Raw genomic sequence first — 22,097 nt, 5'->3', positions numbered from 1 at the left:
TACCGCCCGCCGGCGCCGGAAACCATCATCCCGATGGAACCCAGGCCAATCATGCACTAACATTCAAACTGGACCACTTAGGTGGGGCTGATCACATAGTTATACAAAAATTCGTAACATATTGATACTATTATTGGTCCAGGTATTGAAAATCCTCGTGTCGGTGGTTCGATTCCGCCCCCGGGCACCATTTAAACAAATCCCAAGATCAAATCAGTTACTTAGGCCTCAATTTTGTCCCACTGGCGGACATGTGAGGAAAAGGTGGGACACTTTTGTCTTAGCTTTGTTCTCCTGACAGGCGGCGAAGGGCGCTTTCGGTGTGGGCTTTTTGACTCGCCGCTCTGGTGTCGCGCGTCACCTCCTTGCTGGTCCGGTGGCCAGTGATCGCCACGATTTCCTGTTCGGCGCATCCTAACGCCCTCGGGCGCGCGGTGGCGGCCTTGCGTAGTCTGTGATGCGCCCCCTCCACCAGCCGGATGATTTCGAGTTTCTCGGATGCAGGGTATCTCATTCGTCGTCGCCCCCATCTGCGATCATGCTTTTTTTGAGCAACCGCAGTTCAAGGGTCTGTTCGACAACCACTTCCTTCAGATCGCGTGCCTCACGGCGCAGGCCTTTGGCCTCGGTCGATGTTGCCGCACGCGCCGCGTCGCCTGCCAGACGTTTCTTGCCAGATTCGAGGAACTCCTTGGACCAGCTGTAGTAGAGGCTCTATGCGATGCCCTCACGACGACACAGCTCGGCAATGCTGTCTTTGCCCTTCGGGCCGTCCAGCACGATCCTGATCTTCTCTTCCGCTGAATACTGCTTGCGGGTGGCTCGGCGGATGTCTTTGACGACGCTTTCGCTGTTGCTCTTACATGTTCCGGGTTTCTGTCTTATCTCCACTCCTTGGTGGTTACGATGCGCCAGAAACCCTCTCTCATCAAATCAACCTAAACTGTCCCACTGGCGCTGACTTCAAACACCTGCAAAACCTCACCCCGGTCGATGTCTACTTTGGGTACGGCCAGACCATTCTGAAACAACGAGAATGGATCAAACAGAAAACCATCGAAACGCGACGTTTGCTTCACCGCAATCCGTGGCACAATCGCAACAAAAAGATGAGCCAGAGCCTCTCTCAGCTCAGGGCGCCAACTGACCCAAAACCTCTGACGGCGGACACTTCGCAGTATCACAGCACTTAAAAAGGGAAGCCGGATCGAGATCGTTCGTCGTCGAAAATTGCTCTGCGAAGAAGGGTTCCTTCTTCAAAGCGTGTAAGGATCAAGTGGTCTTGATCTTCGTCAAAACGACTTTCTCAGAGGATGAGGGATAGGTGTTGTGAAGAAAAAAATACTTCCTTCAGCCGGGTAGCGCCGTGGAGCATATAGGCAAAATAGAACTTCGACAGCAACATGCCCGTCATTGAACTGATCGTTCTCTGCAAAGCCTTTTCTCGCTTTTTTGAGGAGCATGATGGTATAAATCGAATTCTCGAAAGGCGGCTGCGATTCTTCTGCCTGACCCCCGCCGAGCAAGGTCAGTCTTGATCCGATTTATAGGCGCCAAGCGTCGCAAGCACCCGAGACCGGGTTTCTGGATCGCGCTTGAAGAAGAGTGAGACCACTGCCTCTGCCTGAAAGTCTGGCCATGTGGCATACATCTCATCGATCAATTTTCTTGCAGCATCTTCATCGCCAGTTTCGTGATATGCGGTCGCTAGCAGGAAAAGACTTGGGGCACTGACCGGGTGGCCGCGCTCTGCAGCATTCGAGAAGGTTTCGATGGCGACGGGATAATTTTGCAGCATGATCTGTGATGCGCCCCAGATGTTGTTTGCTCCGAAACGACCCTCTCCGGCACGGGACCGCGCCGGGGCAGAGACCTCGGCCATAAGCTCGGGCTCATTGGAGAGCAGGGCCGTTATCCCGACAAGGTCCAGAACATGGCCGTCTTCGGGCGACAGGTTCTTGGCAATCCTCGCGTGACGCAAGGCGCCTTCCAAATCCCCTTCGACTGCAAGCGTCCAGCCGTGTGCGGCTTGGGCCCAGCTGTCGGTGGGGCCGAGCGCCACCGCGCGTTCCGCCATATCCCGCGCCTCGGTCAATAGCGCAGACGCCTCTTCAGGATCTGCTGTCAGGTAGGATAAAAGCGCCAGCACCTGCGCCGCGCCTGCGTATCCCGCAGGCAGGTTAGCGTCGAGGTCGATGGCATGTCGAAATGACTCCAGCGCGATGGTTTGTCGCTTTAGGTCGAAAAGGGGAAAGAACATGCCACGGGCTTGATCGGCGATATTGGCGGCCTGAATGCTGGCCATTGACCTTTCGCGAAGCGCCGCCAGCTCCGCTGATCTGGCGGCTTGGGTGGTCTGAAAATTGGTCTCGGCGGGTCGGGGTATGGAGAACCAGAGCGCAAGTCCCCCGATCAACCCCAAAACCGCCACGACGGACAGGCCAAGACCGACCGAGCGCATTCCAGTGCGCGCGGCTACGGGGGCAGGGCGGGCGTCCTGCAGGGGGGGAGACTCGCCCTGCGAGGGAGTAACGCGTTCAAAGCGAGGTCGATAACCGCCGGTATCCATGTGAATCCGCATGGGATCACTCTGTCCTTCACTGGAATAGTATTCGTCCAGTGCGCGGCGCAATCTGCGCGCTTCGACCCGCACAAGGTTCTGAGCGCTCCCCGCCTCGTCGATCTCTCGCTGATACACCTCGATTGCGATGACCTTGCCATTAATGCCTGCGGAGTGTCCGGCTAACGTTTCTTCGACCACGAAGGTCAGAAACTCGACCAATCTTGGCGAAGTGGCAAAAATTTGCGACGCTAGGACCGCCGCCAACGCCTCCCGGACCTGCTCTTTGGCAGGGTCGCCTTTTGATGGCTTTTCAACCAAATCCCCTCACGGACGATGTGTTACCTATGAATTACGGTAACTCACTGCGGTTCCAGCGTCGACAGGGCTCACGGTGTATTTACACGTCAGTACCGTGCGAGAAACCCAATGAAACCCGCAGACCGCCGCAGATGGCTCCCTGAGATGAAGGCGGAGGACTTTGCCCGCATACTGCAGAGCCAATCATCAGCCGATGCGCTGCGTGACTTGACCGAAGTATTGGAAAGACTAGGGTCACAGGGTATGTCCGTCAAAGAACGGAATGACTGGGAGGCGATCCGCGACGAGCTTGTGCAGGAAGTGCGCCGTCTGGCACTGCATCTCAGAGAGCGGGCGTGATGCCACAAAGAACGAATACCCTGTCCTGTCCATGGGCCGGGCACAACTAAAAGTGTTTCGAGAGGAGATCGAAATGAGCCAACCACGCAACCCTTATGGCAAGCGCCCGGGCGGCGGGATTACCCTGCCCGAAGAATTCCGGCCCACCCCCGGCTGTACCAGCAACAACTTCTTCCCGCCCAACGAGCTTTTGCCAAAAGGCGAGATGCGCATCTGTTTCACTGGCAGCACGCCGTGGCCGCCGACCCTGGAGCAGTCGGGCACGTCTATTGTTCTGGAACTCGGCAATGGCACACCGTTTCCGCGCCGCCTGTTCTTTGATTTCGGCAACGGTTGCGTGAAGAACATCATCCAGTTGGGCATCCTGCCGCCGATGGTGCGCGACATTTTTATCAGCCACTTGCATGTCGACCACTATGCTGACCTGCCGTATTTCATGCCGTTCCGCGCATGGTCCGGTGGTTGGCGGAACGGGTTGCGCATCTTCGGTCCGTCGGGTGACCGCCCCGAGACCGGCACGCAATACATGGTCGACAAGATGCACGAGATGATGACGTGGCACCTTGAAAACTTTGACCATTGCCCGATCGGCGCGGGCTATGACACCGAAGTGGTCGAATTCGACTACAAGGACGAAGGCGGCGTGATCCTTGAAGAACCCGGCCTCAAGGTGACGCACTGGGCGCGTAGCCACGTCAAGAACGGTGCCTCGGCCTTCCGCGTGGATTGGGAAGAGGCGGGCTTGTCCTTTGTCTGGACCGGCGATGGCCGCCCGGATGAAAGTACGATCAAATTCGCCAAAGGCTGTGACGTGTTTGTGACAGAAGGCCAAGCCGACCTGCCGCAGCTGCTGAACTACAAGTACGGCACCCCGAAAGAGGTGCTGGAGTTCACGCTGGATACCTACCACACGCCCTATTATGCCGCCGGGTATCTGATGAACGAAATTCAGCCTCGTGTCGGCATGATCTGTCACTACACCGAAGCCCCCGAAGGAGAAGCCGTCGCGGAAATCCGCACCCATTGGGACGGCCTGTTCCTGTGGGGTGGCCCTGACATCAAGGTGGTGAACGTCACCAAGGACCGCATCTGGGAACGAATGGCCCTGCGCCCCGAAACACCCGCGATGCAGCCGCCGAACCCGAGCACCCTGCCGGTTGAGAACTTCCCGGGTGGCAAACTGCCGGACTATGTTCAGATGCCCAAGCCGCGCCTGCCGCGCGAGGAACAGCAGGATGCCTTCCTGCGGGATCGCGAACTGGATCCGGCCCTGTATTACCCCGAAGATGTCGTGCGTCCGCTGACCCAGCACTATGACGAAGAGACATTCCGGGTGGATATCCAGGCCCTGATCGACGCCCGCGAAGGCCGCTAGGCTCCGCGATGCACATCTCCGGTCGTCGCGTTTTAACTGGCGCGGCGACCCCTTTTCTCTTTCCTGCGAATGAGTGCCAACATGACCGACGCGCCTGCGACTCCCGTTCCCCTCACGATCCTGACCGGCTTTCTCGGGGCTGGGAAAACAACTCTTCTCAACCACATCCTGACCGGCGACCACGGGTTGAAGGTGGGAATCCTCGTCAACGATTTCGGCGCGATCAACGTAGATGCCGAACTGGTCGTCGACGTCGAAGACGGGATGATCAGCCTCGCCAACGGCTGTGTCTGCTGCCAGATCCGCGACGATCTTGTCGATTCGGTGGCTGATCTTCTCGGGCGCGAAGACCCGGTGGAATACATCATCCTCGAAGCCAGCGGCGTGGCCGACCCAGCGGGCATTTACATGACATTCGTGGACTCGGCCTATCGCGACATGATCCGGCTCGACAGTGTGACCTGCGTCGTCGATACCGATCAGGTCTTCAGCTATGACGACCCCGATCTGGCCAAGCTGAAATTGCAACAGATTGGGTTTGCTGACCTCGTGATCCTGAACAAGGTGGACCTTGCGGGCGTCGAAGGATCGGCCAAGGTCAAACGCTGGATCGAAGGCCATTTCAGCCGCGTACGCATCGTGCCTGCGGTTGACTGCAAGGTGCCGCTTGAAATCCTGTTGTCTGTGGGCCGGTTCGACGAGGCCCGCCATCTGGCAGCAGCCGACGCGGCACATGACGGCCACGCGCATCATCACGACCATGACCACGATCATACTCATGACCATGGGTCCTATTTCAGCACATGGAGCCACGTGTTCGCGACACCGCTGAACCGGCGGTTGCTGGAACGCATGATCAAACGGGAATTGCCCGCCAATATCTATCGCTGCAAAGGCTTCGTGCATCTTGCCGATGATCCAGCTCACCGCTATGTGCTTCAGGTGGTCGGACGCAGAATGGATCTGATCCGTGACGCAGAATGGGGGGACTCGCCCCCCTGCAACCGAATCGTCGCCATTGCGCATAAAACGACACTGGACACCGCGCATCTCGAGACCCTGTTCGACACCTGTGCGGATGCGGCCGATTCCCGGCAGCAGATGACCGCTTGAGATGATGGAGGGGCTTGACGCAACGATTGTCTGGCTGGCCGATCTGATCCAGTTGGCCTTTGAAACGGCAAGCGTTCTTGTCGTGGCTTGGGGCGGCGTCGCTTTCGTTGCTGCCCTTGTCCGCAATCGGGGGGGGCGTCCTTTCGCGCAGGCCCGCCGCGCGCTGGCAGGCTATCTTATTGTAGCTCTTGAACTGCAGCTGGCCGCCGACATCGTCGCCACTGCCACGCATCCCTCTTTGCAGGAACTGGGCAAACTTGCCGCCATCGCCCTGATCCGGACCTTCCTGAATTATTTCCTTGTGCTCGAACTACGTGAAGAAAAGCGTGCGGTCGAAGCACAAAAAACAGACCAAGGGCACGAAACGCCGATATGAGCATGGAAGACGACATTCCCCACCGCAGCAGCACTGAACTTGCCGAAGACCGCACTGAACTGGCATTTGAGCGGTCGCGGTTGGCTTCGGACCGCACCACAATGGGATATATGCGTACCTCGATTTCCCTGATCGGGTTCGGCTTTTCGATCCCGGCCTTGTTTCAGGTGCTGACCGGCGTGCCGGGTCTTGAAAACGCGCCGGTGGAACGGGCGCGTTTCATCGGGGTGTTCATGCTGGCCCTGTCGGTTCTCATGCTGTTCACTGCCCTGCTGCAGCAGATTTTTTTCCTGCGGCGTTTATCGCGCATCTCTCACAAATCCTTTCCAATCTCGGTGGCGCTCGTGTCAGCCTTCCTTGTGCTTGGAGTCGCCATTTTCGCCCTGATCAACATCCTGACCCAGATTGACATTTTCTGATGAGTGCCCCTATCCCCTTTGACGCCACGGTCGCCATCCTGATCCACGTGTTTCTGGCCTGTGCTATGTTCTGCATCGGGGCCAGCGCGACACTCAAGGACATGGCCGCTTGGTTGTCAAGCGGACGCAGGCGCGTGCATGTGCTGTTGGCCAACCTCGTCGTGCCGCCGGTGGTGGCGTTGGTCTTGATTGCGCTTTTGCCGGTGGGTCCTGCAGCGGCAACAGTGCTTTTGCTGTTGGCTTTCGCGCCCGGTGGAATCAACGCGGTCCAGTTCTCGACCAAGGCCTCGGGCCAGTTGCCGGCAGCCGGGGCACTGTTGATCGTGCTTTCGTTGCTTGGCCTCGTCACAGCCCCGTTTGCGGCCCTCTGGGTACTGCCAGAGACGGCGCGCGTGGCCTTGCCCGTAGGCAGTCTGTTAATCCGTCTGCTGGGTTTTATGGCGTTGCCTCTTACGCTTGGCATGGTGACAAGACAGAGGGCGCCCGAGATTGCCGCGCGTCTATATAAACCCGTCATGCTAGTGTCGACCGTCGCCTTCATCGCCTCGGTCGTCCTCAGCCTCAGCCAGAGGCAAGATGCGCTTGCCGCCTTTAGCCCTGCCACCTTTGCTGCGATGCTGATCTTTATCGCCAGCCTAATGGGGGTGGGCTTGTGGCTGGGCGGCCCAGATGCAGGTGAGGCACAGGTTCTGGCGGTTACGACAAACCTGCGCAATGTCGGGCTGGTCTATGTGTTGGTCGAGGGATGCTGCAGTACAGACCTCCACGCCACGGCTGTCCTTGCGTTCATGGCCCTGATGGTGCCTTCAAACCTTGTGCTGACCATCGTGTGTGGAGTCTTGCGGAAACGACGCTGAAAGGGGACCAAGCGTACGGCGCAACTCAAAAACTACGCGTGCGTCATTGGTAGAACAGACTCCAGATAAGCCCATTGTAAACACCACATTCTTTACCACCCAACGACCGAGAGTATTGGTAAGCGGTGCTTAGGTCGCACGGCTCTTGCGAATGTCTGGGATAACAAGCCCTTGATCTCTGCCCTTCTGCGGTCAGGCGCAATGGCGGTCAGGATCCAGACACGTATGTGATTAACGAGACGTGGGCCCGCTTTTCTGAGAGCCGTGGGCAGGCGGGCGGCCTTTGTGGTGATCTTCTGAATGAGCGATGCCATCCCAGAGGCTCGTAATGGGGGCGTTGACGTGACGAAAGCTCCCATACGGCGTTGTCACCTGATAATGTAGGCCGAGTTGGTGTACCTTTGGGGGAGGGGCATGTCAGAACTTTTCTCTGTTATCGTGTATCTGGGCGTGCCTGCGGTCTTGCTTCTTGGGTCTCGACATGTTGCGGCCATGGCCAAACTGGGGCCGATCGTTCTGTGTTATTGTGCCGGTTTGATTTTGGGGGTGACGGGGTTGGTGCCAAGTACGGCCGAGGCCATGCGCACCACGGTGACCGAAGCCAGCTTGGGTTTGGCGCTGCCTTTGTTGCTCTTTTCGGTCAATGTCTTGGCTTGGCGGCGGTTGGCGGGGCGGGCCCTGTTATCCATGTTTCTGGCAGTTGCGTCGGTCGTGTTCCTCTCGACACTATTGTTCTACGCCTTCAGTGCGGGCGGAGTTGAAAGGGCCGAACAGCTTTCGGGTATGGCGGTGGGCATGTATACCGGCGGTATCGCCAATCTGGGTGCGATCAAGCTCGCGCTGGGCATCCCGGACGCGCGGTATTTGTTGTTTGCCACACTGGATACCCTTGCGGGCGCCGCTTATCTTCTGTTTGTCCTGACCAAGGCTCCATCCTTTTTTGCGCGTTTTCTTCCTGCTTTTGATAAGCGCACGGATGTTGAAGAGGGCGCGGTGCCCGACGAAAACGGGGCGGCCGCATCGCCCGTTGTTCAGACAGTTACCGCACTTGTCGCGGCTGGAGCCTGTGTTGCGGCGGCGGTGCTTCTGGCGCCCATGGTGGGGATTGTCGAAACGGAAATTGCGGTGATTACGCTGCTGACCACCTTTGGGTTGGTCCTGTCGTTTTTCGGGCCGATACGGAAAAATGTGGTGGCGACGAAGCTTGGAATGTACCTGATCTACGTCTTTTCTTTCTGTGTTGCCGCCTCGCTGGATCTGGGGGCGTTGAGGACAATGGATGTGTCCATTCTTGTGTTCATACTGGTGGCCCTGTTCGGGAGCCTCGCATTGCACGCTTTGCTGTGTCGACTGATGCGGGTCGATACCGACACGTTCCTCATCACCTCGGTCGCAGCGATCATGTCGCCAGCGTTTGTGCCCATGGTGGCGCGCAGCCTGAACAATCCCGCTATCCTGATGTCGGGTATGGCGACTGGGATCCTCGGGTTTGCCATCGGGAATTATCTGGGCATCGTGGTTGCCCTTCTGCTCGGTTCTGGAGTTTGAAAATGTCGCACTTGCATCTGCCCGAACACGGGCGCCCGCCGTCGGAAATTCTGGAAGACCTCAAGGGGTTCGCCAGCAACGACCCCGCCTACAAAGAGGGGCGGTTGTGGAGCCTCGTCTATCACCTTGACGATGAACACGATGCGTTCGCCGCCGAGGCCTATCAGCAATACTCTTCGGCGAACGGGCTCAACCCCGGTGCCTTCCAGAGCCTCAAACGAATGGAAACCGAGATCATTTCGATTTTGGCGGGGCTTTTGAACGGGGGGGCCGACACGTGCGGTGTCGTGACGGCTGGTGGCACTGAAAGCTGCCTGCTTGCGGTCAAGACCTATCGTGACATGGCCCGAAAAAAGCGGGGCGTGAAACGGCCCAACATGGTCATTCCCGCCACGGCCCATGTCGCGTGGTTCAAGGCAGCGGGATATTTTGGCGTCAAGCCGCGCCTGCTTCCGATGACCAAAGACCTGCGTACCGACATTTCCAAACTGAAACGGATGACCGATCGAAATACGGTCATGATCCTTGGATCTGCACCGGAATACCCACATGGCACGATTGATCCGATTGCTGAGATGGGGGCCTTTGCGGACAGCAAAGGCATCCCGATGCATGTGGATGCCTGCGTGGGGGGATTGATCTTGCCCTTTATGGAAATGAACGGGATTGATCTGCCAGACTGGGATTTTCGTGTCCCCGGCGTGACCTCCATTTCCGCTGATCTTCACAAATACGGCTTTGCGGCCAAAGGGGCCTCAACGATCCTATACCGAAATCTGGACCTGCTGAAATTCCAGATGTTCGTCTATCAGGACTGGCCCGGGGGCGTCTTTGCATCCCCCGCGTTGTTGGGTACGCGGCCCGGCGGGGCCTATGCGGCGGCTTGGGCCGTGTTGCAAAAGTTCGGGGTTGATGGATATCGCGACCTTGCGATGCGCACCTCAGAGGCGGTCGAGACGCTCAAATCCGGGATCGAAGGGATCAACGGCCTGCATATCCTCGGGCATCCACAGGGGCCGCTGTTGGCCTATGGGTCGACGGACAGGAAGGTGAATATCTTCGCAGTGGCGGACCAGCTTGAACTCAAAGGGTGGAGCGTGAACCGCACACAGAATCCGGACGGTATTCATGCGATGGTCACCGCCCAGCACGGCGAGGTGGCGGATCAGTATATTGCCGATCTGGCTGAAGCGGTCGAAACGGTTCGGGCCAATCCAGATCTTGCCAAGACAGGCGGGGCCGCGACCTATGGGATGATGGCGCACGTCCCGCTGCGGGGCATGGTCAAGACCAGGGTTCTGGATGTCTTCGCGGAAATGTACCGGGCTGGTGGGGGCACGCTGGACCTTGGAGAGCCAGCCAAGCCGAGCCTGCCCGAAAGGCTTATGGCCAAGTACGTGCATTGGCGATCCGGCAAGGGGTAGGGGCCAAAGCCGCTCTGACCGGTTGTTGCAAAAAACAATCGGACAAAAATCGAAAAAAACTTCCGGAATTGTGATCCAAGCTCTGCCAAGCCGCGTAATGCTGGCATGTTGTCACAAACACTGGACATACCAAGGGATACGCCGAGAGTGCGGAAAGGGCTGCGCAAAGCCCCCGCGCCAGAGGCCAAGCCTGTGTTGTCCGAACAAACCGTGTGGATGATCGCCATTCGGGATGATCGAGACAGGGGCGCCTTTGCTGCGCTGTTTGACTACTTCGCGCCGCGTCTCAAGGGCTTTGTCATGCGCTCGGGTACGTCGGCCCATCAGGCGGAAGAAATCGTACAGGACGTCATGTTGACCGTCTGGCGCAAGGCTTCGCTTTTTGATCCACACCGTGCCCAAGTGTCGGCTTGGATCTACCAGATCGCCCGGAACCGCCAGATCGATATCGCCCGCAAGGAAAGGCGACCGGTGCCCGAGGAGCTTAGGGAAGAACCCGGGAGCGAACCGGATGCCAGCCAAATCATCGGGTTGGACCAGGAAACGGATCAGCTGAGAAAGGCACTTTCGCAGCTAAAGCCGGAACAAAGGGACATCATCGAAAAGGCTTATCTGGGCGAATTGACACATCAAGAGATAAGCGCCCAGACCGGGCTACCATTAGGAACAATCAAGTCGCGCATCCGGCTGGGACTGGAGCGCCTCAGGCACGAGTTGAAGGACCTCACCCCATGAGCGTCATAAACCATCATATCCCGGACGCGATGATCGCGTCATACGCTGCTGGAACGCTGCCGCATGCCTTCGCGGTGGTCGTGGCTACGCATATTTCAATGTGTGACAAATGTCGCGCGGCGCTTGAGGCGCATCAAAGCGTGGGGGGCGCCCTGTTGGAGACAGGCGATGCCGTGCCGGTGTCCGCCTCGCTGAAGGACAGTCTGCTAGCGCAACTGGACGAACCGTTCACGCCGGAACCGGTGTTTGAACGGTCTGGTGTCTATCCCGGTCCCGTGATGGAAGCCATGAAGGGGCGCGACCCGAAGTGGAAAAAAATGGGGATGGGGGTTCGGCAGGATATTCTTTCCGAAGATAAAAACGGGTCCGTGCGTCTGTTGTGGATTCCACCCGGCCAAGCTGTTCCGGACCACAGTCATAATGGTCTGGAATTGACACTTGTGCTGCAAGGCAGTTTCAGTGACCAGACAGGCCGGTTTGGTGTGGGTGACCTGGAAGTGGCGGATCACGAGCTTGAGCATACGCCCACCGCGGACCCGGGTTTACCATGCATCTGTTTGGCCGCGACCGACGCGCGGCTGCGGTTCAACGCCTATGTCCCGCGACTGCTACAACCGATATTTCGGATCTGATAAAAAAAGGGGCCACGCGGCCCCTTCTTATTTGCCTCTGTAGACGATGAAGTCCGGAAGCAGATCAATTGTGCGGATCACCCATGAAAACGGGGCTGGGAAATCCGTTCGGAACCGACGTTTCTCCATCGCCTTTCTGACACGCGTTGCCGCGGCCTCTGGTGTCATGAGCATTGGCATCTTGAACTCGTTTTTCTCGGTCAGGCGGGTCTTGATGAACCCCGGATTGACGACACGCACAACGACACCAGTCCCCTTCAGGTCAAACCGCATCGTCTCGGCAAGGCTGATCAGCGCGGATTTGCTGGCGCTGTACCCGACCGAAGCAGGCAGGCCGCGATAGCCCGCAAGAGACCCGATCAACGTGATGTCGCCCTGTCCCTTTTCGACCAATCCTGGCACTACCGCCCCAAGGACCCGCATTGCGCCGGTGAAATTGACCTCTAGCATTTTGAGCGCCACTTCACTGTCCCAGGCTGTCGCTTTCATCGGATCATAGGCCCCGGCGTTATAGACGAGGCCGTCGATCTCGCCGGCCTCGGCCAAGGCATTGTGGACAGACTCCATGTCCGTCACATCCATGGGCACCGCCCGCGCTTTCGGCAACTCTTTGGCCAGCCTTTCCAGTCTGTCACGATTGCGTGCCGACAGGATCAGCGCCGCGCCCTCATCCGACAGCTGTTGCGCCAGTTCGCGGCCCAAACCTTCGCTGGCACCCACGATCCAGTATGTCTTTCCGGCAAAGGGGCTCATTTCGGGGCTCCTTCCAGACTTTGGCCGTCCGAAATGAGGAGATCGGGCGCCGGCTGCTTTTTCAGGAATGGGGCGCGTTTCACATATAGTATGGCGGCCTGCCAATGGATCAAAGCCAGCACCCGAGCCGCGCCGAAGGGGCGCCGTACCGCTGCCCAGAGAAGCGACCGGTTGGTTGCAGGGCGACGCGGACCGTACAAGGTGGCGATGACACCTTCCTCGCCGTTTTCATAAGCAATCCGGATCTGGATCGAAGACTCATCAAGCCCGAAATTGAACCTGTAGGTACCTTCGATTTTCTGGAACGGTGACACATGCATCAGCTTTTCTGCGGTCAGCGTATCGCTTTGCCGGATCGGGCGGAAATCGTCATGCGCGCAGAAATAACAGTGACGCTGACCAAAGGTGCTGTTCACCTCGGCGATAAAGGCGCACATCTGGCCGTTGATTTGGGCAATCCAGAAACTTACCGGATTAAAGTGGAACCAGAGAAGGCTGGGCTGTGTCAGCAGGAACAACTGCGCCTGTTCGACAGGAAAGCCGCGCTGTTCCAATTCAGCGCGGAACCACGCCACACCTTGTCCCTGCTCACGGGGGCCGCCGTGGTGGCGGTCGCGTAGTGACCAGAGGTTGAAACGATTGCGCGACAGGACCAGCGGTCCGTCGTCATTCAGGTCCGTGAGAACAAAGTCGACACCATAGACGAAGGCGTTCTTCACGCTGCCCCTGCGGGCATGGGATGTTTTGGCTTGAATATGATCAATCATGTGAATCGCTACGTTCAGGGGGGCGAAGTGGATCACTCTCGTGGCCAAATCCGATGTTTCTTTATTTGTGGATCTAAAAGTGATCCACTTCCGACAGTATGGCGTAATTTGCTCATAACTCACAAGAAATGAGGACGGAATGTTTGATCAGACGCACGGCACGCGCAAGAAAATCGCGGTCATCGGGGGCGGTATCTCGGGGCTGTCAGCGGCATTTTACCTGTCACCCTATCATGATGTGACACTTTACGAATCCGCGCCGCGTCTGGGCGGACATGCACGCACGGTGGTGGCTGGCAAGAACGGAGACCAACCCGTTGATACTGGTTTTATTGTCTTCAACTATGTGACCTATCCGAACCTGACACGCCTGTTCCGCGAGCTGGATGTGCCTGTCATAAAAAGCGAGATGAGTTTTGGCGCCAGCATCAATGACGGCTGGCTTGAATATGGTTTGAACAACCTTGGAGCCATCGCCGCGCAGAAATCGAACCTTGTCACGCCGCAATTCTACAAGATGATCCTGGACATCATCCGTTTCGGGAAACATGCCGAAGCTGCGGCCAAGGATGATGACAAGACGATTGGCGAACTGGTTGACGAACTGAAGCTGGGCCGCTGGTTCCGTGATAACTATCTCATGCCGATGTGCGGTGCGATCTGGTCCACCCCGGTGGCCGAGGTCGACCAGTTTCCCGCGAAATCGCTGGTCCGTTTCTTTCGTAACCACGCCCTTCTGGCCGGAACCGGTCAGCACCAGTGGTGGACTGTGGACGGGGGCAGTATCGAATATGTGCGCCGTCTTGAAGCGGCTCTTGTCGCGCGGGGATGCCAGATCCGTACCGGAACGCCCGTGCGTCAGGTCGAGCGTGGTGCATTCGCCGCAAGTGTGAAAACGGGCGATGCGCCCGCAGAGACCTTTGACGACGTTATATTCGCTTGCCACACGGATCAGACTCTGTCGATCCTCGGACAGGGGGCCACCGAGGCCGAACGCAAGGCGCTGGGCAGCATCCGCTACCAACCCAATAAGGCCGTGCTGCACTGCGACGCCGCCCAGATGCCAAAGCGCAAAGCATGCTGGTCAAGCTGGGCCTATCGTTCGCAGGATGGCGCCATCGGTGTCACCTACTGGATGAACCGCCTGCAAAACATCCCTGAAACCGATCCCCTGTTTGTGACGCTCAACCCGTCCCGTCCGATCCCGCAGGCGAAGATTTACGACGAGGTCGAGTTCGCGCATCCCGTCTTTGACAAGGCTGCTTTGCAAGCACAGCGCGACATTCGCGCAATGCAAGGTGAAAACCAAACCTGGTTTGCCGGCGCGTGGAACCGCCACGGCTTTCACGAAGACGGAATTGCAAGCGCTATGCGCATTGTCCGTATGATCAACGACCCGATGAACAAGAAAGGAACAGCCCTTGCGACTGACCAACAAAGCCCTGAAATCGCAATTTCTGGCGACCTGCGAGCGTCTGCGTGAAGGACAGTTGACCCTTCGGACACCGGAAGGCGACGTCTATCGTTTCGGTGAGTCGGGGCCGGAAGCGGAAATGATTATCCGCGATTGGGCCGCCGTGTCCGCCCTCGCGGCGCACGGGCAGGTCGGGCTGGGCGAAACCTATGTGCAGGGCATGTGGGATACCCCGTCCATCGAGGGGCTGATGTGCCTTGCGATGACCAACCGCGATCACCTTGGTGCCTATGATCAGGCAAGCCCCTTGAACAAGGCAAAGTTCCGTCTGGTCGACACCGTACTACGGGCCAACTCGCGTCGGGGATCGCGCAAGAACATCCGCTCGCATTACGATGTGGGGAACGAGTTCTATGGTCTGTGGCTGGATGAAGGCATGACCTATTCATCGGGCATTTTCGAGGATGGCGACAATGATCTTGGAACCGCGCAAACCCGCAAGAACGGGCGCGTCCTGTCGCGGCTGGGCGACGGCGAGCGTGTGCTTGAAATCGGTTGTGGCTGGGGCGGCTTTGCCGAACATGCGTCCTCTGACGGGCGCGATGTGACCGGTATTACCATTTCGCGCAACCAGCACAGCTATGCCGAGTGCCGGCTGGATGGCAGGGCCGATATCCAGCTTCGCGACTATCGTGATGTGAATGGCCGCTTCGACAATATCGTGTCCATCGAGATGATCGAGGCTGTCGGCGAACGTTACTGGCCCAGCTATTTCTCGGTACTCAAAAAGAACCTTGCCGAAGGCGGGCGCGTGTTGCTTCAAGCCATCACCGTGAAAGACAGCTTCTTCGAAACCTACCGGACGTCGTCGGACTATATCCGCCAATACGTGTTCCCGGGCGGGATGTTGTTGTCCGACAAGGTGATTGCAGATCAGGCCGGGGCGGCAGGTCTTACCGTGCGTGACAATTATGCTTTTGGTCAAAGTTATGCCGAGACCTGCCGTCAATGGGGGCAAAGGCTGGTGGCACAGAAGCGGCGTATCTCTGAGCAGGGATATGACGAGACCTTCTTCCGCAACTGGCAATACTACCTTGAAATCTGTGCGGCGTCGTTTGCCATTGGTCACACCAATGTTGTTCAGGTCGAGTTGGCCCATGCCTAGGATCCTGTTCGCCATCATCTTGTTGTTCATGCCCGCTGCGGTGCTTGGCTCGACGATCAAGTCGGTCATGCCCGATGCCGAGTTGCGCGGGGTGGCCACTTTCCGCTATCTCGGCTTCCCGCTTTACGAGGCGCGCCTGTTCACAAATGATGCGGACGCGCTGGACTGGCGTGAGGATTTCGGCATCGAGCTGCGCTATCTGCGCAACCTCACTCGCCAGGATCTGGTTGAGGGCACCATGCGTGAACTGTCGCGCACAGGCGCCCCCAGTCAGGTGCGTGCGCAACTGAACCAGTGTTTTGCGGATGTAGACAAAGGCGACCGATTCCTCGCGGTCTCGCGTGGCGAAGACCAGGTGAGTTTTTGGTTGAACGGCAGCCGCACCTGCACGCTGCGCTATCCCGACATCAAGACGCGTTTCATGGCGATCTTCGTGGGCGATAACACGCGCTCGCGCAACTTCACCCGCAAGCTCAAAGGCGAGTGATGACCTACCCGCGTGTCAGCCTCTACGCGCTGATGCTGGCTGCGGCTGGTATCCCGCTTTACATCCACCTGCCGCGGTTCGCGTCGGTCAACCTTGGCGTTGGTCTCGGGACCATTGGCACCATCCTGCTGGCGATCCGGATGATTGACCTTGTGCAGGACCCCGCGCTGGGCTGGGCCATTGACCGGTGGCCACACCGTCAGGTCGGCTTCGCGATGTTGGCGGCGGCTGGGCTGGCGGTGGGGTTTCCCCTGCTGTTTTCGCTTGAGCCGGGACCGGCGCTCTTGTTTGAGCTGGTTGGGGTGCTCGTGCTGCTGTTTTCGGCCTACAGCTTGGGTATGATCCTGCTCTACGGACGCAGCGCGACCTTGGCGAAGGACACGAGCCCATCAGCCCTCATGACATTGGCCAGCTATCGTGAAGCTGGCATGCTGAGTGGTGTCATCCTTGCGGCCATCGCGCCGTCCGTTTTTGTCGCCCTTGGTGCAGCGGGGCAGGGCTATGGTGCTTTTGGGTGGTTTCTTGGGGGGCTGGCGGCCGTTGCCGCCGTTGTGACCCTGCCGATATGGCGTCGCCCGCCCGTGCTTGGTGACAGTCTGTCTTCGGCTGACCTTGTGCAATCCGGGGCATTCAGGCTTTTGGTGCTGGCGCTGGTGAACAGTCTGCCGGTTGCCATTACCTCGACGCTGTTCCTGTTTTTTGTCGAGGACCGGTTGCAACTCTCGGGGCAGTCCGGACCGCTCTTGATCCTGTTTTTCCTGAGCGCAGGGGCGAGCGTGCCCCTCTGGACCAAACTCAGTCAGAAGATCGGCCCCAAAACCACGCTGGTGATCGCGATGCCGCTGGCCATTCTGGGCTTTGTCGGCGCTGCCTTCCTGGCGTCCGGAAACCTGCTGGGCTTCGCGCTGGTCTGCCTTGCGTCCGGGGCTGCGCTTGGGGCGGATATGGTGATCCTGCCGGCGATGTTCTCGGTGTCGCTGACGCGCGCAGGGCTCAAGGCGTCGCTTGCCTTTGGTATCTGGTCCTTTGCCGGCAAGCTTGGCCTTGCCCTTGCAGCCTTTGCGGTGTTGCCAGTCCTCGAACACAGCGGCTTTGTGCCCGGTGCTGAAAACACCGCCCAAGCGCTCACAACTCTCAATATCGCTTATGCGATTGTGCCCTGTCTTTTGAAACTTTGCGCCTTTGCCCTTGTTCTGGCGCTTCCCACCGAAGGTCAAACATCATGAAAATTATTGCTGTCGTCCTGTTGTTCCTTCTGCTTCTGGTGATCGCCAAAAGCATGTTCTTCAGTTTTCGCGCTCAAAACCCCGCGGATTATTCCGGAACCGGACCGCAATTCTCCCTACCCGATCACCTGAACGGCGAAATCCTGTCCGAAGGTCTGATCTTTGGCCCGAATGGGAAGATGACCAATAGCTTTGTCGCCAGAATGGTTGGCGAATGGGATGGTCAGACGGGAACGTTGTCGGAAGACTTCACCTATTCCAACGGAAAGCAGCAAAGCCGCAAGTGGTTTCTGACACTCGGGGAGGGAAACAGTTTCACCGCGACGGCGGATGATATCATCGGCGAGGCGCGTGGCATCATCTCTGGCTCAACGGTCAAGATGGAATATCGTATTGTTCTGCCGGAAGACTCAGGCGGTCATGTGCTGGATGTGACGGACTGGCTGTACCTGACGCGTGACGGGGCGATCATGAACAAGTCGGAGTTGCGCAAATTCGGCCTGAAGGTTGCAGAACTGGTGGCCACGATGCGACCCGACCCGAACGCGGCCAAGTGATCGGGCGCAAACAGGGGATTGAAATACCCTGCTGCTAGATTTTGAACAGGGGCTGCAAAAGCCGTGGCACCAGTGCGTTGAACCTCAGCGACGCATCTGTCGCCGCAAGGCAGATGCAAGGTGCCTCTGGCCCGGCAATCGGCGTGTGGGTCACGTCGCTATCGGCGACCTCGACATCCCCGCGCGCGTAAAACCCTTGCGAGTCGCTGAAACTACCCTGCAGAACGAGGGTCAGTTCAAGCCCGCCATGGCTGTGATCCGGCATAGCCATGGACGGCGGGATATAGAGCAGACGCACCGAGCCGGTGCCGTTGTTCATCAAGATGCTTTGCTTGACTCCGCGCCCCAGCGATTTCCAACGTGGCTCTTTCCCCGTGAAATACTCGGCCACAGGGGCCGGATACGGGCCTATGGCCCGCGCAGGGGAGGGCGGCGCTTCAAGTGGCATATCATCCAACTGGGCGAACAGCGCAGCTTTCAGGTCTGAAGACACAGCGACCGAATCTGTCCCTTCCAGAACGAGACCGCCCATCTGTTCGTGGGCATGGGCCGCCGCACGGCAATCTTCGCACAGTGAAATATGCGCCGCCACGACAAGCGCGAACGGTTCGGGCAAGTTGCCGCTCACATAAGCCGCCAAAATGGGCTCAGGGATATGATGCGAGATTGTCCTCATTGTCAGCGCAGGGCCTTCATTTCGTGTCGCAGCCGGTTCAAGCCAAGCCGTATGCGTGACTTGATCGTGCCAAGGGGCAGTCCGGTCAGGTCTTTTATCTCACCATGGGACAATTCACCAAGATAAGTCTGTTCGATCAAGCGTCTTTGCTCCGGGTTCAGTTGCGCAAGCGCCTCTCGCAAATGTTCGGTTTCCTGCGCAAGCGCAACGATCTGGCCCGAATCCGGCACATCTTCGTCGGGTTGATGCAGCATCTCGGGTTCCGGGCGCTTCTCGCGCCGGACGTGGTCGATGTGCTTGTTTCTGGCTATCTGGTACACCCAGGCGGACACCTGCGCCCGGTGTGGATCGAACTGTGCGGCCTTCTGCCAGATGGTCAGCAGCACCTCTTGAACGATTTCTTCGGCTTGTGGCGCACTGGCGCCTGCCCGCATGAGAAACCCTTTCAGGCGCGGGGCGTAGTGGTCAAAAAGCTTGGAAAACGCTTGGCGGTCGCGATGGTCGCGTACTGCCAGCATCCAATGGGTTTCCTGGGTGAGATCCGTGAGGGTTTCGGCGTCCAAATCTGGTACTTCGCGGTATCGAAAGAAGTGTTGGTGACGAGCATAGACCTGCCCGTCCCCGTTCGTCAAAGACCAGTTTGGATTCTTGCCTATTCAGCGAACAGATTGCCTGCTGTTTGGGCATGTAGCCCGCCATCCAGCGGCAAAATGGCCCCTGTGGTGTAAGACCCGGCCTTGCCACAAAGGAAGAGCGTCGCGCCCTGCACATCGCTTGGATGCCCGATCCGGCCCAGCGGGACGTTCTTTCCGACTCTGTCGGCCTGTTCGTCTGACCCCGTGGCGAAAGCCGTCATTTTGGACTGGAACGGCCCAGGAGCAAGGGCGTTCACGGTGATATGGTGTGCGGCCAGTTCCTTGGCCAGAATGCGGGTCATGTGGTGCACCGCCGCCTTTGATGCCGCATAGGAATAGGCCCCGTCCCCCATCGGGACCGTCCCCATCAGCGATCCGATGTTAAGCACCCGGGCCGGATCCTGCGGGGTGGCCTTGCGGGCCAGATCCGCCAGCAGCTTCTGCGTCAGGTACATGAGCCCCGTCACGTTCACATCCATGACTTTGCCCCATGCCTCGTAAGGAAAGTCGGGTAGGGGGGCCCCCCATGTGATGCCCGCGTTGTTGACGAGGATATCAAGGCCATCGGTGCGGTCTCGAAGGTGTGACACCAACGCATCGACCCCGCCTTTCGATCCGACGTCGCCTGCGAAAGCCTCGATCGTTCCCGGATGGCCGAGGCCCGAAATATGTTCGGCAGCTCCTTGCACCACCGCGTCTTTGCGGGAACAGATCAGCACCCGTGCGCCAGCCGCGACCAGCCCGGTCGCAATCATGAACCCGATCCCCGTGCCACCGCCCGTGACCAATGCGGTCTTTCCTTTCAGGCTGAACAGCTCTTCAAGCATATTTGATCCTTTCGTGTTCTGCCGTGGCGTCAGTTCCGAACGCCGCAAGTTGACAACATACTCGGTAGTATGTTTGCCTTGAGCTCAGCCGTAAACACCAAACCAAGGGAATGCCGTGACGTCTTCTGTTGCAGAACAGCCAAAGCCGGACCGCTATGAAGAGATTCTTTCTGCGGCAGCCGAGTGTTTCCGCCAGCAGGGGTTTGCCGCGACCTCGATTGACACGGTGGCGCGTTATCTCGGATCGACCAAAGGCCGCATCTATCACTATTTTCCTTCGAAGATGGACCTGTTCAACGTGGTGCGTGACCGCGGCATGGAGCTGGCGTTTGAAGGGGTCATGCCCGGCTATCAAGCCAAGACCGGACCGGTCGAGCGTCTTGCGCTGATGGCGCATGGGCATGTCGTGACCATGATCCGCTATCACGCCTTCATGCAGGTCCTGCTGGATGGATTGCGCATGCGCCGCTATGGCGCCACGACCGAATTTCAGCGTGAGGCGCTGGAGCGCCATCTCGCGCAGCGCAACGAATTCGAACGTATGTTTCGCGAGGTAATAGAGGATGGCATGGGCGCTGGTTTGCTGCGCGAAGGCGAGGTGTCATTCCTTGTACAGAGCCTTCTGGTGGCCATCAACGGCCCGGTCTTCTGGTATGTCGCGCGCGAGGGCGATGACGAAGACAAGTACACCCGAATTGCCGACGAAGTTGTCGGATTCGCAATGAGCGGGTTCGGTGTCGCATGGACACCCGAAATGACCCGAAACCTCAAAACAGAAACTGGAGTCGAGGTATGAGTGACCTTCCCGATACGATGTTTGCCGTCCTGCAAAAAGGCGAAGGCTATTCCGGCGCGGCGGAAGGGCCGGCGATTTCCGATGCTTCCGAATACCTTGAAGCGGCGGAAATCCCCGTGCCGACCCCCGGCGCCGGACAGGTTCTGGTCAAGCTGCGCGTCGCTTCGGTCAATCCGTCGGACCTGCATTTCATCAAGGGCGAATATGGCCAGCCGCGGATCAAGGGAAACCCCGCCGGTTTCGAAGGCTGCGGCGATGTGGTCGCCGCCGGTGCAGGAGCGGAAGGGTTGATCGGTCAGCGTGTTTCCTTTGTTGTCGCGCTGGGATGTTCCGGTGCGTGGGCGGACTACGCCATCACCGATGCTATCAACTGTATTCCGTTGCGGCCTGATGTGTCGGACGATGACGGGGCGGCGCAGATCGTGAACCCCCTGACCGCAATGGCAATGGTCGACATTGCCCGCCAAGATGGAGAGGCGTTTGTGGTGTCCGCCGCGACCAGCCAGCTTGGCAAGCTGATGGTGTCGCTCGGGAAAGATCTGGGGCTGAAGCCGATCGCGCTGGTGCGTCGGGAAGAAGCGGTCGCCCCGCTTAAAGAAATGGGGGCCGTCGAAGTGCTGGTCACGACCGATCCGGATGTGGTCAAGCAATTCGCGGCTGTCAGCGCCGAGTTGAAACCACGCGTGTTCCTTGATGCGGTCTCGGACCAGTTGTCCGAGCAACTTTTCGCGGCCATGCCAAACCGCGCCCGCTGGATCAGCTACGGTAAACTCAACCCCGAGCTGCCGAAGCTGACCCAAATGGGACAGTTGATCTTCCAAGGCAAGCGAATCGAGGGCTTCTGGCTGACCAGTTGGATGATGACCACCCCCCCTGCCGACCAGATGCGGGTTGTCGGGGAAGTTCAGGCCAGATTTGCCGATGGCCGCTGGAAAACGGATGTTTCAGTGCATCTGCCGCTGCGTGACGTTGTGTCAAATCTGGCCGAGGCCCTGAAAAAGACTGACGGGAAGGTGATGATCACGCCATAGTAGAGGGGAAGGTCCTTGGAAGTGAGGAGCCGCGGACCTTTAAAAAATGCAGCCGGGCAAATCG

General features: G+C 58.3%; 22 protein-coding genes and 1 pseudogene. 16 read left to right on the top strand and 7 right to left on the bottom strand.

What is annotated here, in order from left to right; genetic code table 11:
• Nucleotides 1-445 precede the first annotated feature (445 nt).
• Together WNE31_RS17040 and WNE31_RS17035 are read right to left on the bottom strand one after the other, a co-directional pair.
• A pseudogene (locus WNE31_RS17040) lies at nt 446-885 on the bottom strand (transposase); the annotation flags it as partial.
• 643 nt (nt 886-1,528) lie between these two features.
• Nucleotides 1,529-2,881 (bottom strand): tetratricopeptide repeat protein, encoded by a 1,353-nt coding sequence (locus WNE31_RS17035; protein ID WP_349981154.1) that lies wholly within the window; start codon nt 2,879-2,881, stop codon nt 1,529-1,531.
• Nucleotides 2,882-3,293: 412 nt separating this feature from the next.
• Between WNE31_RS17035 and gntH the strand changes: the two genes are divergently transcribed.
• The 9 genes from gntH (at nt 3,294) to WNE31_RS16990 (ending at nt 11,699) form a co-directional block, all read left to right on the top strand.
• A complete protein-coding gene (gene gntH, locus WNE31_RS17030) occupies nt 3,294-4,595 on the top strand; it encodes a guanitoxin biosynthesis MBL fold metallo-hydrolase GntH (RefSeq protein WP_349981153.1) in 1,302 nt (433 codons plus the stop codon).
• A gap of 81 nt (nt 4,596-4,676) precedes the next feature.
• Nucleotides 4,677-5,708 (top strand): CobW family GTP-binding protein, encoded by a 1,032-nt coding sequence (locus WNE31_RS17025; protein WP_349981152.1) that lies wholly within the window; start codon nt 4,677-4,679, stop codon nt 5,706-5,708.
• Nucleotide 5,709: 1 nt separating this feature from the next.
• Nucleotides 5,710-6,084: a DUF1622 domain-containing protein gene (locus WNE31_RS17020; RefSeq protein ID WP_349981151.1), complete on the top strand. Its 375-nt coding sequence runs from the start codon at nt 5,710-5,712 to the stop codon at nt 6,082-6,084.
• Nucleotides 6,081-6,503 (top strand): YidH family protein, encoded by a 423-nt coding sequence (locus WNE31_RS17015; RefSeq protein ID WP_349981150.1) that lies wholly within the window; start codon nt 6,081-6,083, stop codon nt 6,501-6,503. Before WNE31_RS17020 ends, WNE31_RS17015 begins: the two co-directional genes overlap by 4 nt.
• A complete protein-coding gene (locus tag WNE31_RS17010) occupies nt 6,503-7,360 on the top strand; it encodes a hypothetical protein (protein ID WP_349981149.1) in 858 nt (285 codons plus the stop codon). Before WNE31_RS17015 ends, WNE31_RS17010 begins: the two co-directional genes overlap by 1 nt.
• 414 nt (nt 7,361-7,774) lie before the next feature.
• Nucleotides 7,775-8,908 (top strand): DUF819 family protein, encoded by a 1,134-nt coding sequence (locus WNE31_RS17005; protein WP_349981148.1) that lies wholly within the window; start codon nt 7,775-7,777, stop codon nt 8,906-8,908.
• A gap of 2 nt (nt 8,909-8,910) precedes the next feature.
• Nucleotides 8,911-10,332 (top strand): pyridoxal phosphate-dependent decarboxylase family protein, encoded by a 1,422-nt coding sequence (locus WNE31_RS17000; RefSeq protein ID WP_349981147.1) that lies wholly within the window; start codon nt 8,911-8,913, stop codon nt 10,330-10,332.
• A gap of 216 nt (nt 10,333-10,548) precedes the next feature.
• Nucleotides 10,549-11,067 (top strand): sigma-70 family RNA polymerase sigma factor, encoded by a 519-nt coding sequence (locus tag WNE31_RS16995; RefSeq protein ID WP_349981155.1) that lies wholly within the window; start codon nt 10,549-10,551, stop codon nt 11,065-11,067.
• Entirely contained in the window at nt 11,064-11,699 is a 636-nt protein-coding gene (locus WNE31_RS16990) for a ChrR family anti-sigma-E factor (RefSeq protein ID WP_349981146.1), read from the top strand. The genes WNE31_RS16995 and WNE31_RS16990 overlap by 4 nt, the downstream gene beginning before the upstream one ends.
• A gap of 27 nt (nt 11,700-11,726) precedes the next feature.
• On the opposite strand, the gene WNE31_RS16985 is transcribed toward WNE31_RS16990, so the two are convergent.
• Both WNE31_RS16985 and WNE31_RS16980 read right to left on the bottom strand, forming a co-directional pair.
• Nucleotides 11,727-12,452, bottom strand: coding sequence for an SDR family NAD(P)-dependent oxidoreductase (locus tag WNE31_RS16985; protein ID WP_349981145.1), 726 nt, complete (start codon nt 12,450-12,452; stop codon nt 11,727-11,729).
• The gene (locus WNE31_RS16980; RefSeq protein ID WP_349981144.1) at nt 12,449-13,219 is read right to left on the bottom strand and encodes a DUF1365 domain-containing protein; all 771 of its coding nucleotides are present in this window, start codon (nt 13,217-13,219) and stop codon (nt 12,449-12,451) included. The genes WNE31_RS16985 and WNE31_RS16980 overlap by 4 nt, the downstream gene beginning before the upstream one ends.
• Before the next feature lie 139 nt (nt 13,220-13,358).
• Here WNE31_RS16980 and WNE31_RS16975 point away from each other — a divergent pair, with 139 nt between their 5' ends.
• The 5 genes from WNE31_RS16975 to WNE31_RS16955 are packed head-to-tail and all read left to right on the top strand — an operon-like array spanning nt 13,359 to nt 18,068.
• Nucleotides 13,359-14,702, top strand: a complete 1,344-nt coding sequence (locus WNE31_RS16975) for an NAD(P)/FAD-dependent oxidoreductase (protein WP_349981143.1) — start codon at nt 13,359-13,361, stop codon at nt 14,700-14,702.
• Complete coding sequence (locus tag WNE31_RS16970) at nt 14,641-15,798, top strand: cyclopropane-fatty-acyl-phospholipid synthase family protein (protein WP_349981142.1); 1,158 nt, start codon at nt 14,641-14,643, stop codon at nt 15,796-15,798. The genes WNE31_RS16975 and WNE31_RS16970 overlap by 62 nt, the downstream gene beginning before the upstream one ends.
• Nucleotides 15,791-16,285: a hypothetical protein gene (locus tag WNE31_RS16965; protein WP_349981141.1), complete on the top strand. Its 495-nt coding sequence runs from the start codon at nt 15,791-15,793 to the stop codon at nt 16,283-16,285. Before WNE31_RS16970 ends, WNE31_RS16965 begins: the two co-directional genes overlap by 8 nt.
• A complete protein-coding gene (locus tag WNE31_RS16960) occupies nt 16,285-17,511 on the top strand; it encodes an MFS transporter (RefSeq protein ID WP_349981140.1) in 1,227 nt (408 codons plus the stop codon). The genes WNE31_RS16965 and WNE31_RS16960 overlap by 1 nt, the downstream gene beginning before the upstream one ends.
• Nucleotides 17,508-18,068, top strand: coding sequence for a DUF3833 domain-containing protein (locus WNE31_RS16955; protein WP_349981139.1), 561 nt, complete (start codon nt 17,508-17,510; stop codon nt 18,066-18,068). Before WNE31_RS16960 ends, WNE31_RS16955 begins: the two co-directional genes overlap by 4 nt.
• 34 nt (nt 18,069-18,102) lie before the next feature.
• On the opposite strand, the gene WNE31_RS16950 is transcribed toward WNE31_RS16955, so the two are convergent.
• The 3 genes from WNE31_RS16950 to WNE31_RS16940 all read right to left on the bottom strand — a co-directional run bounded on the left by WNE31_RS16950 (nt 18,103) and on the right by WNE31_RS16940 (nt 20,206).
• The gene (locus WNE31_RS16950; protein WP_349981138.1) at nt 18,103-18,744 is read right to left on the bottom strand and encodes a ChrR family anti-sigma-E factor; all 642 of its coding nucleotides are present in this window, start codon (nt 18,742-18,744) and stop codon (nt 18,103-18,105) included.
• 2 nt (nt 18,745-18,746) lie between these two features.
• A complete protein-coding gene (locus tag WNE31_RS16945) occupies nt 18,747-19,262 on the bottom strand; it encodes a sigma-70 family RNA polymerase sigma factor (RefSeq protein WP_349981137.1) in 516 nt (171 codons plus the stop codon).
• 134 nt (nt 19,263-19,396) lie between these two features.
• The gene (locus WNE31_RS16940; protein WP_349981136.1) at nt 19,397-20,206 is read right to left on the bottom strand and encodes an SDR family oxidoreductase; all 810 of its coding nucleotides are present in this window, start codon (nt 20,204-20,206) and stop codon (nt 19,397-19,399) included.
• A gap of 115 nt (nt 20,207-20,321) precedes the next feature.
• On the opposite strand from WNE31_RS16940, the gene WNE31_RS16935 reads away from it, so the two are divergent.
• A complete protein-coding gene (locus WNE31_RS16935) occupies nt 20,322-21,002 on the top strand; it encodes a TetR/AcrR family transcriptional regulator (protein WP_349981135.1) in 681 nt (226 codons plus the stop codon).
• Nucleotides 20,999-22,033 (top strand): zinc-binding dehydrogenase, encoded by a 1,035-nt coding sequence (locus tag WNE31_RS16930; RefSeq protein WP_349981134.1) that lies wholly within the window; start codon nt 20,999-21,001, stop codon nt 22,031-22,033. Before WNE31_RS16935 ends, WNE31_RS16930 begins: the two co-directional genes overlap by 4 nt.
• The last annotated feature ends 64 nt before the right edge of the window (nt 22,034-22,097 follow it).

This window comes from Shimia fortis, from assembly GCF_040225985.1.
Classification (GTDB): Bacteria; Pseudomonadota; Alphaproteobacteria; order Rhodobacterales; family Rhodobacteraceae; genus Shimia.
The sequence above is the reverse complement of the archived record's forward strand: the minus strand, read 5'-3'. Positions and strand labels throughout refer to the sequence as shown.

Coding starts and splice junctions, on each gene's coding strand:
- WNE31_RS16960 (WP_349981140.1), top strand. CDS start 16,285: ATGACCTACCCGCGTGTCAGCCTCTACGCGCTGATGCTGGCTGCGGCT.
- gntH (WP_349981153.1), top strand. CDS start 3,294: ATGAGCCAACCACGCAACCCTTATGGCAAGCGCCCGGGCGGCGGGATT.
- WNE31_RS16975 (WP_349981143.1), top strand. CDS start 13,359: ATGTTTGATCAGACGCACGGCACGCGCAAGAAAATCGCGGTCATCGGG.
- WNE31_RS16945 (WP_349981137.1), bottom strand. CDS start 19,262: ATGCTGGCAGTACGCGACCATCGCGACCGCCAAGCGTTTTCCAAGCTT.
- WNE31_RS17000 (WP_349981147.1), top strand. CDS start 8,911: ATGTCGCACTTGCATCTGCCCGAACACGGGCGCCCGCCGTCGGAAATT.
- WNE31_RS16985 (WP_349981145.1), bottom strand. CDS start 12,452: ATGAGCCCCTTTGCCGGAAAGACATACTGGATCGTGGGTGCCAGCGAA.
- WNE31_RS16965 (WP_349981141.1), top strand. CDS start 15,791: ATGCCTAGGATCCTGTTCGCCATCATCTTGTTGTTCATGCCCGCTGCG.
- WNE31_RS16955 (WP_349981139.1), top strand. CDS start 17,508: ATGAAAATTATTGCTGTCGTCCTGTTGTTCCTTCTGCTTCTGGTGATC.
- WNE31_RS16980 (WP_349981144.1), bottom strand. CDS start 13,219: ATGATTGATCATATTCAAGCCAAAACATCCCATGCCCGCAGGGGCAGC.
- WNE31_RS16990 (WP_349981146.1), top strand. CDS start 11,064: ATGAGCGTCATAAACCATCATATCCCGGACGCGATGATCGCGTCATAC.
- WNE31_RS17010 (WP_349981149.1), top strand. CDS start 6,503: ATGAGTGCCCCTATCCCCTTTGACGCCACGGTCGCCATCCTGATCCAC.
- WNE31_RS16995 (WP_349981155.1), top strand. CDS start 10,549: ATGATCGCCATTCGGGATGATCGAGACAGGGGCGCCTTTGCTGCGCTG.
- WNE31_RS16950 (WP_349981138.1), bottom strand. CDS start 18,744: ATGAGGACAATCTCGCATCATATCCCTGAGCCCATTTTGGCGGCTTAT.
- WNE31_RS17015 (WP_349981150.1), top strand. CDS start 6,081: ATGAGCATGGAAGACGACATTCCCCACCGCAGCAGCACTGAACTTGCC.
- WNE31_RS17025 (WP_349981152.1), top strand. CDS start 4,677: ATGACCGACGCGCCTGCGACTCCCGTTCCCCTCACGATCCTGACCGGC.
- WNE31_RS16930 (WP_349981134.1), top strand. CDS start 20,999: ATGAGTGACCTTCCCGATACGATGTTTGCCGTCCTGCAAAAAGGCGAA.
- WNE31_RS17005 (WP_349981148.1), top strand. CDS start 7,775: ATGTCAGAACTTTTCTCTGTTATCGTGTATCTGGGCGTGCCTGCGGTC.
- WNE31_RS16940 (WP_349981136.1), bottom strand. CDS start 20,206: ATGCTTGAAGAGCTGTTCAGCCTGAAAGGAAAGACCGCATTGGTCACG.
- WNE31_RS17020 (WP_349981151.1), top strand. CDS start 5,710: ATGATGGAGGGGCTTGACGCAACGATTGTCTGGCTGGCCGATCTGATC.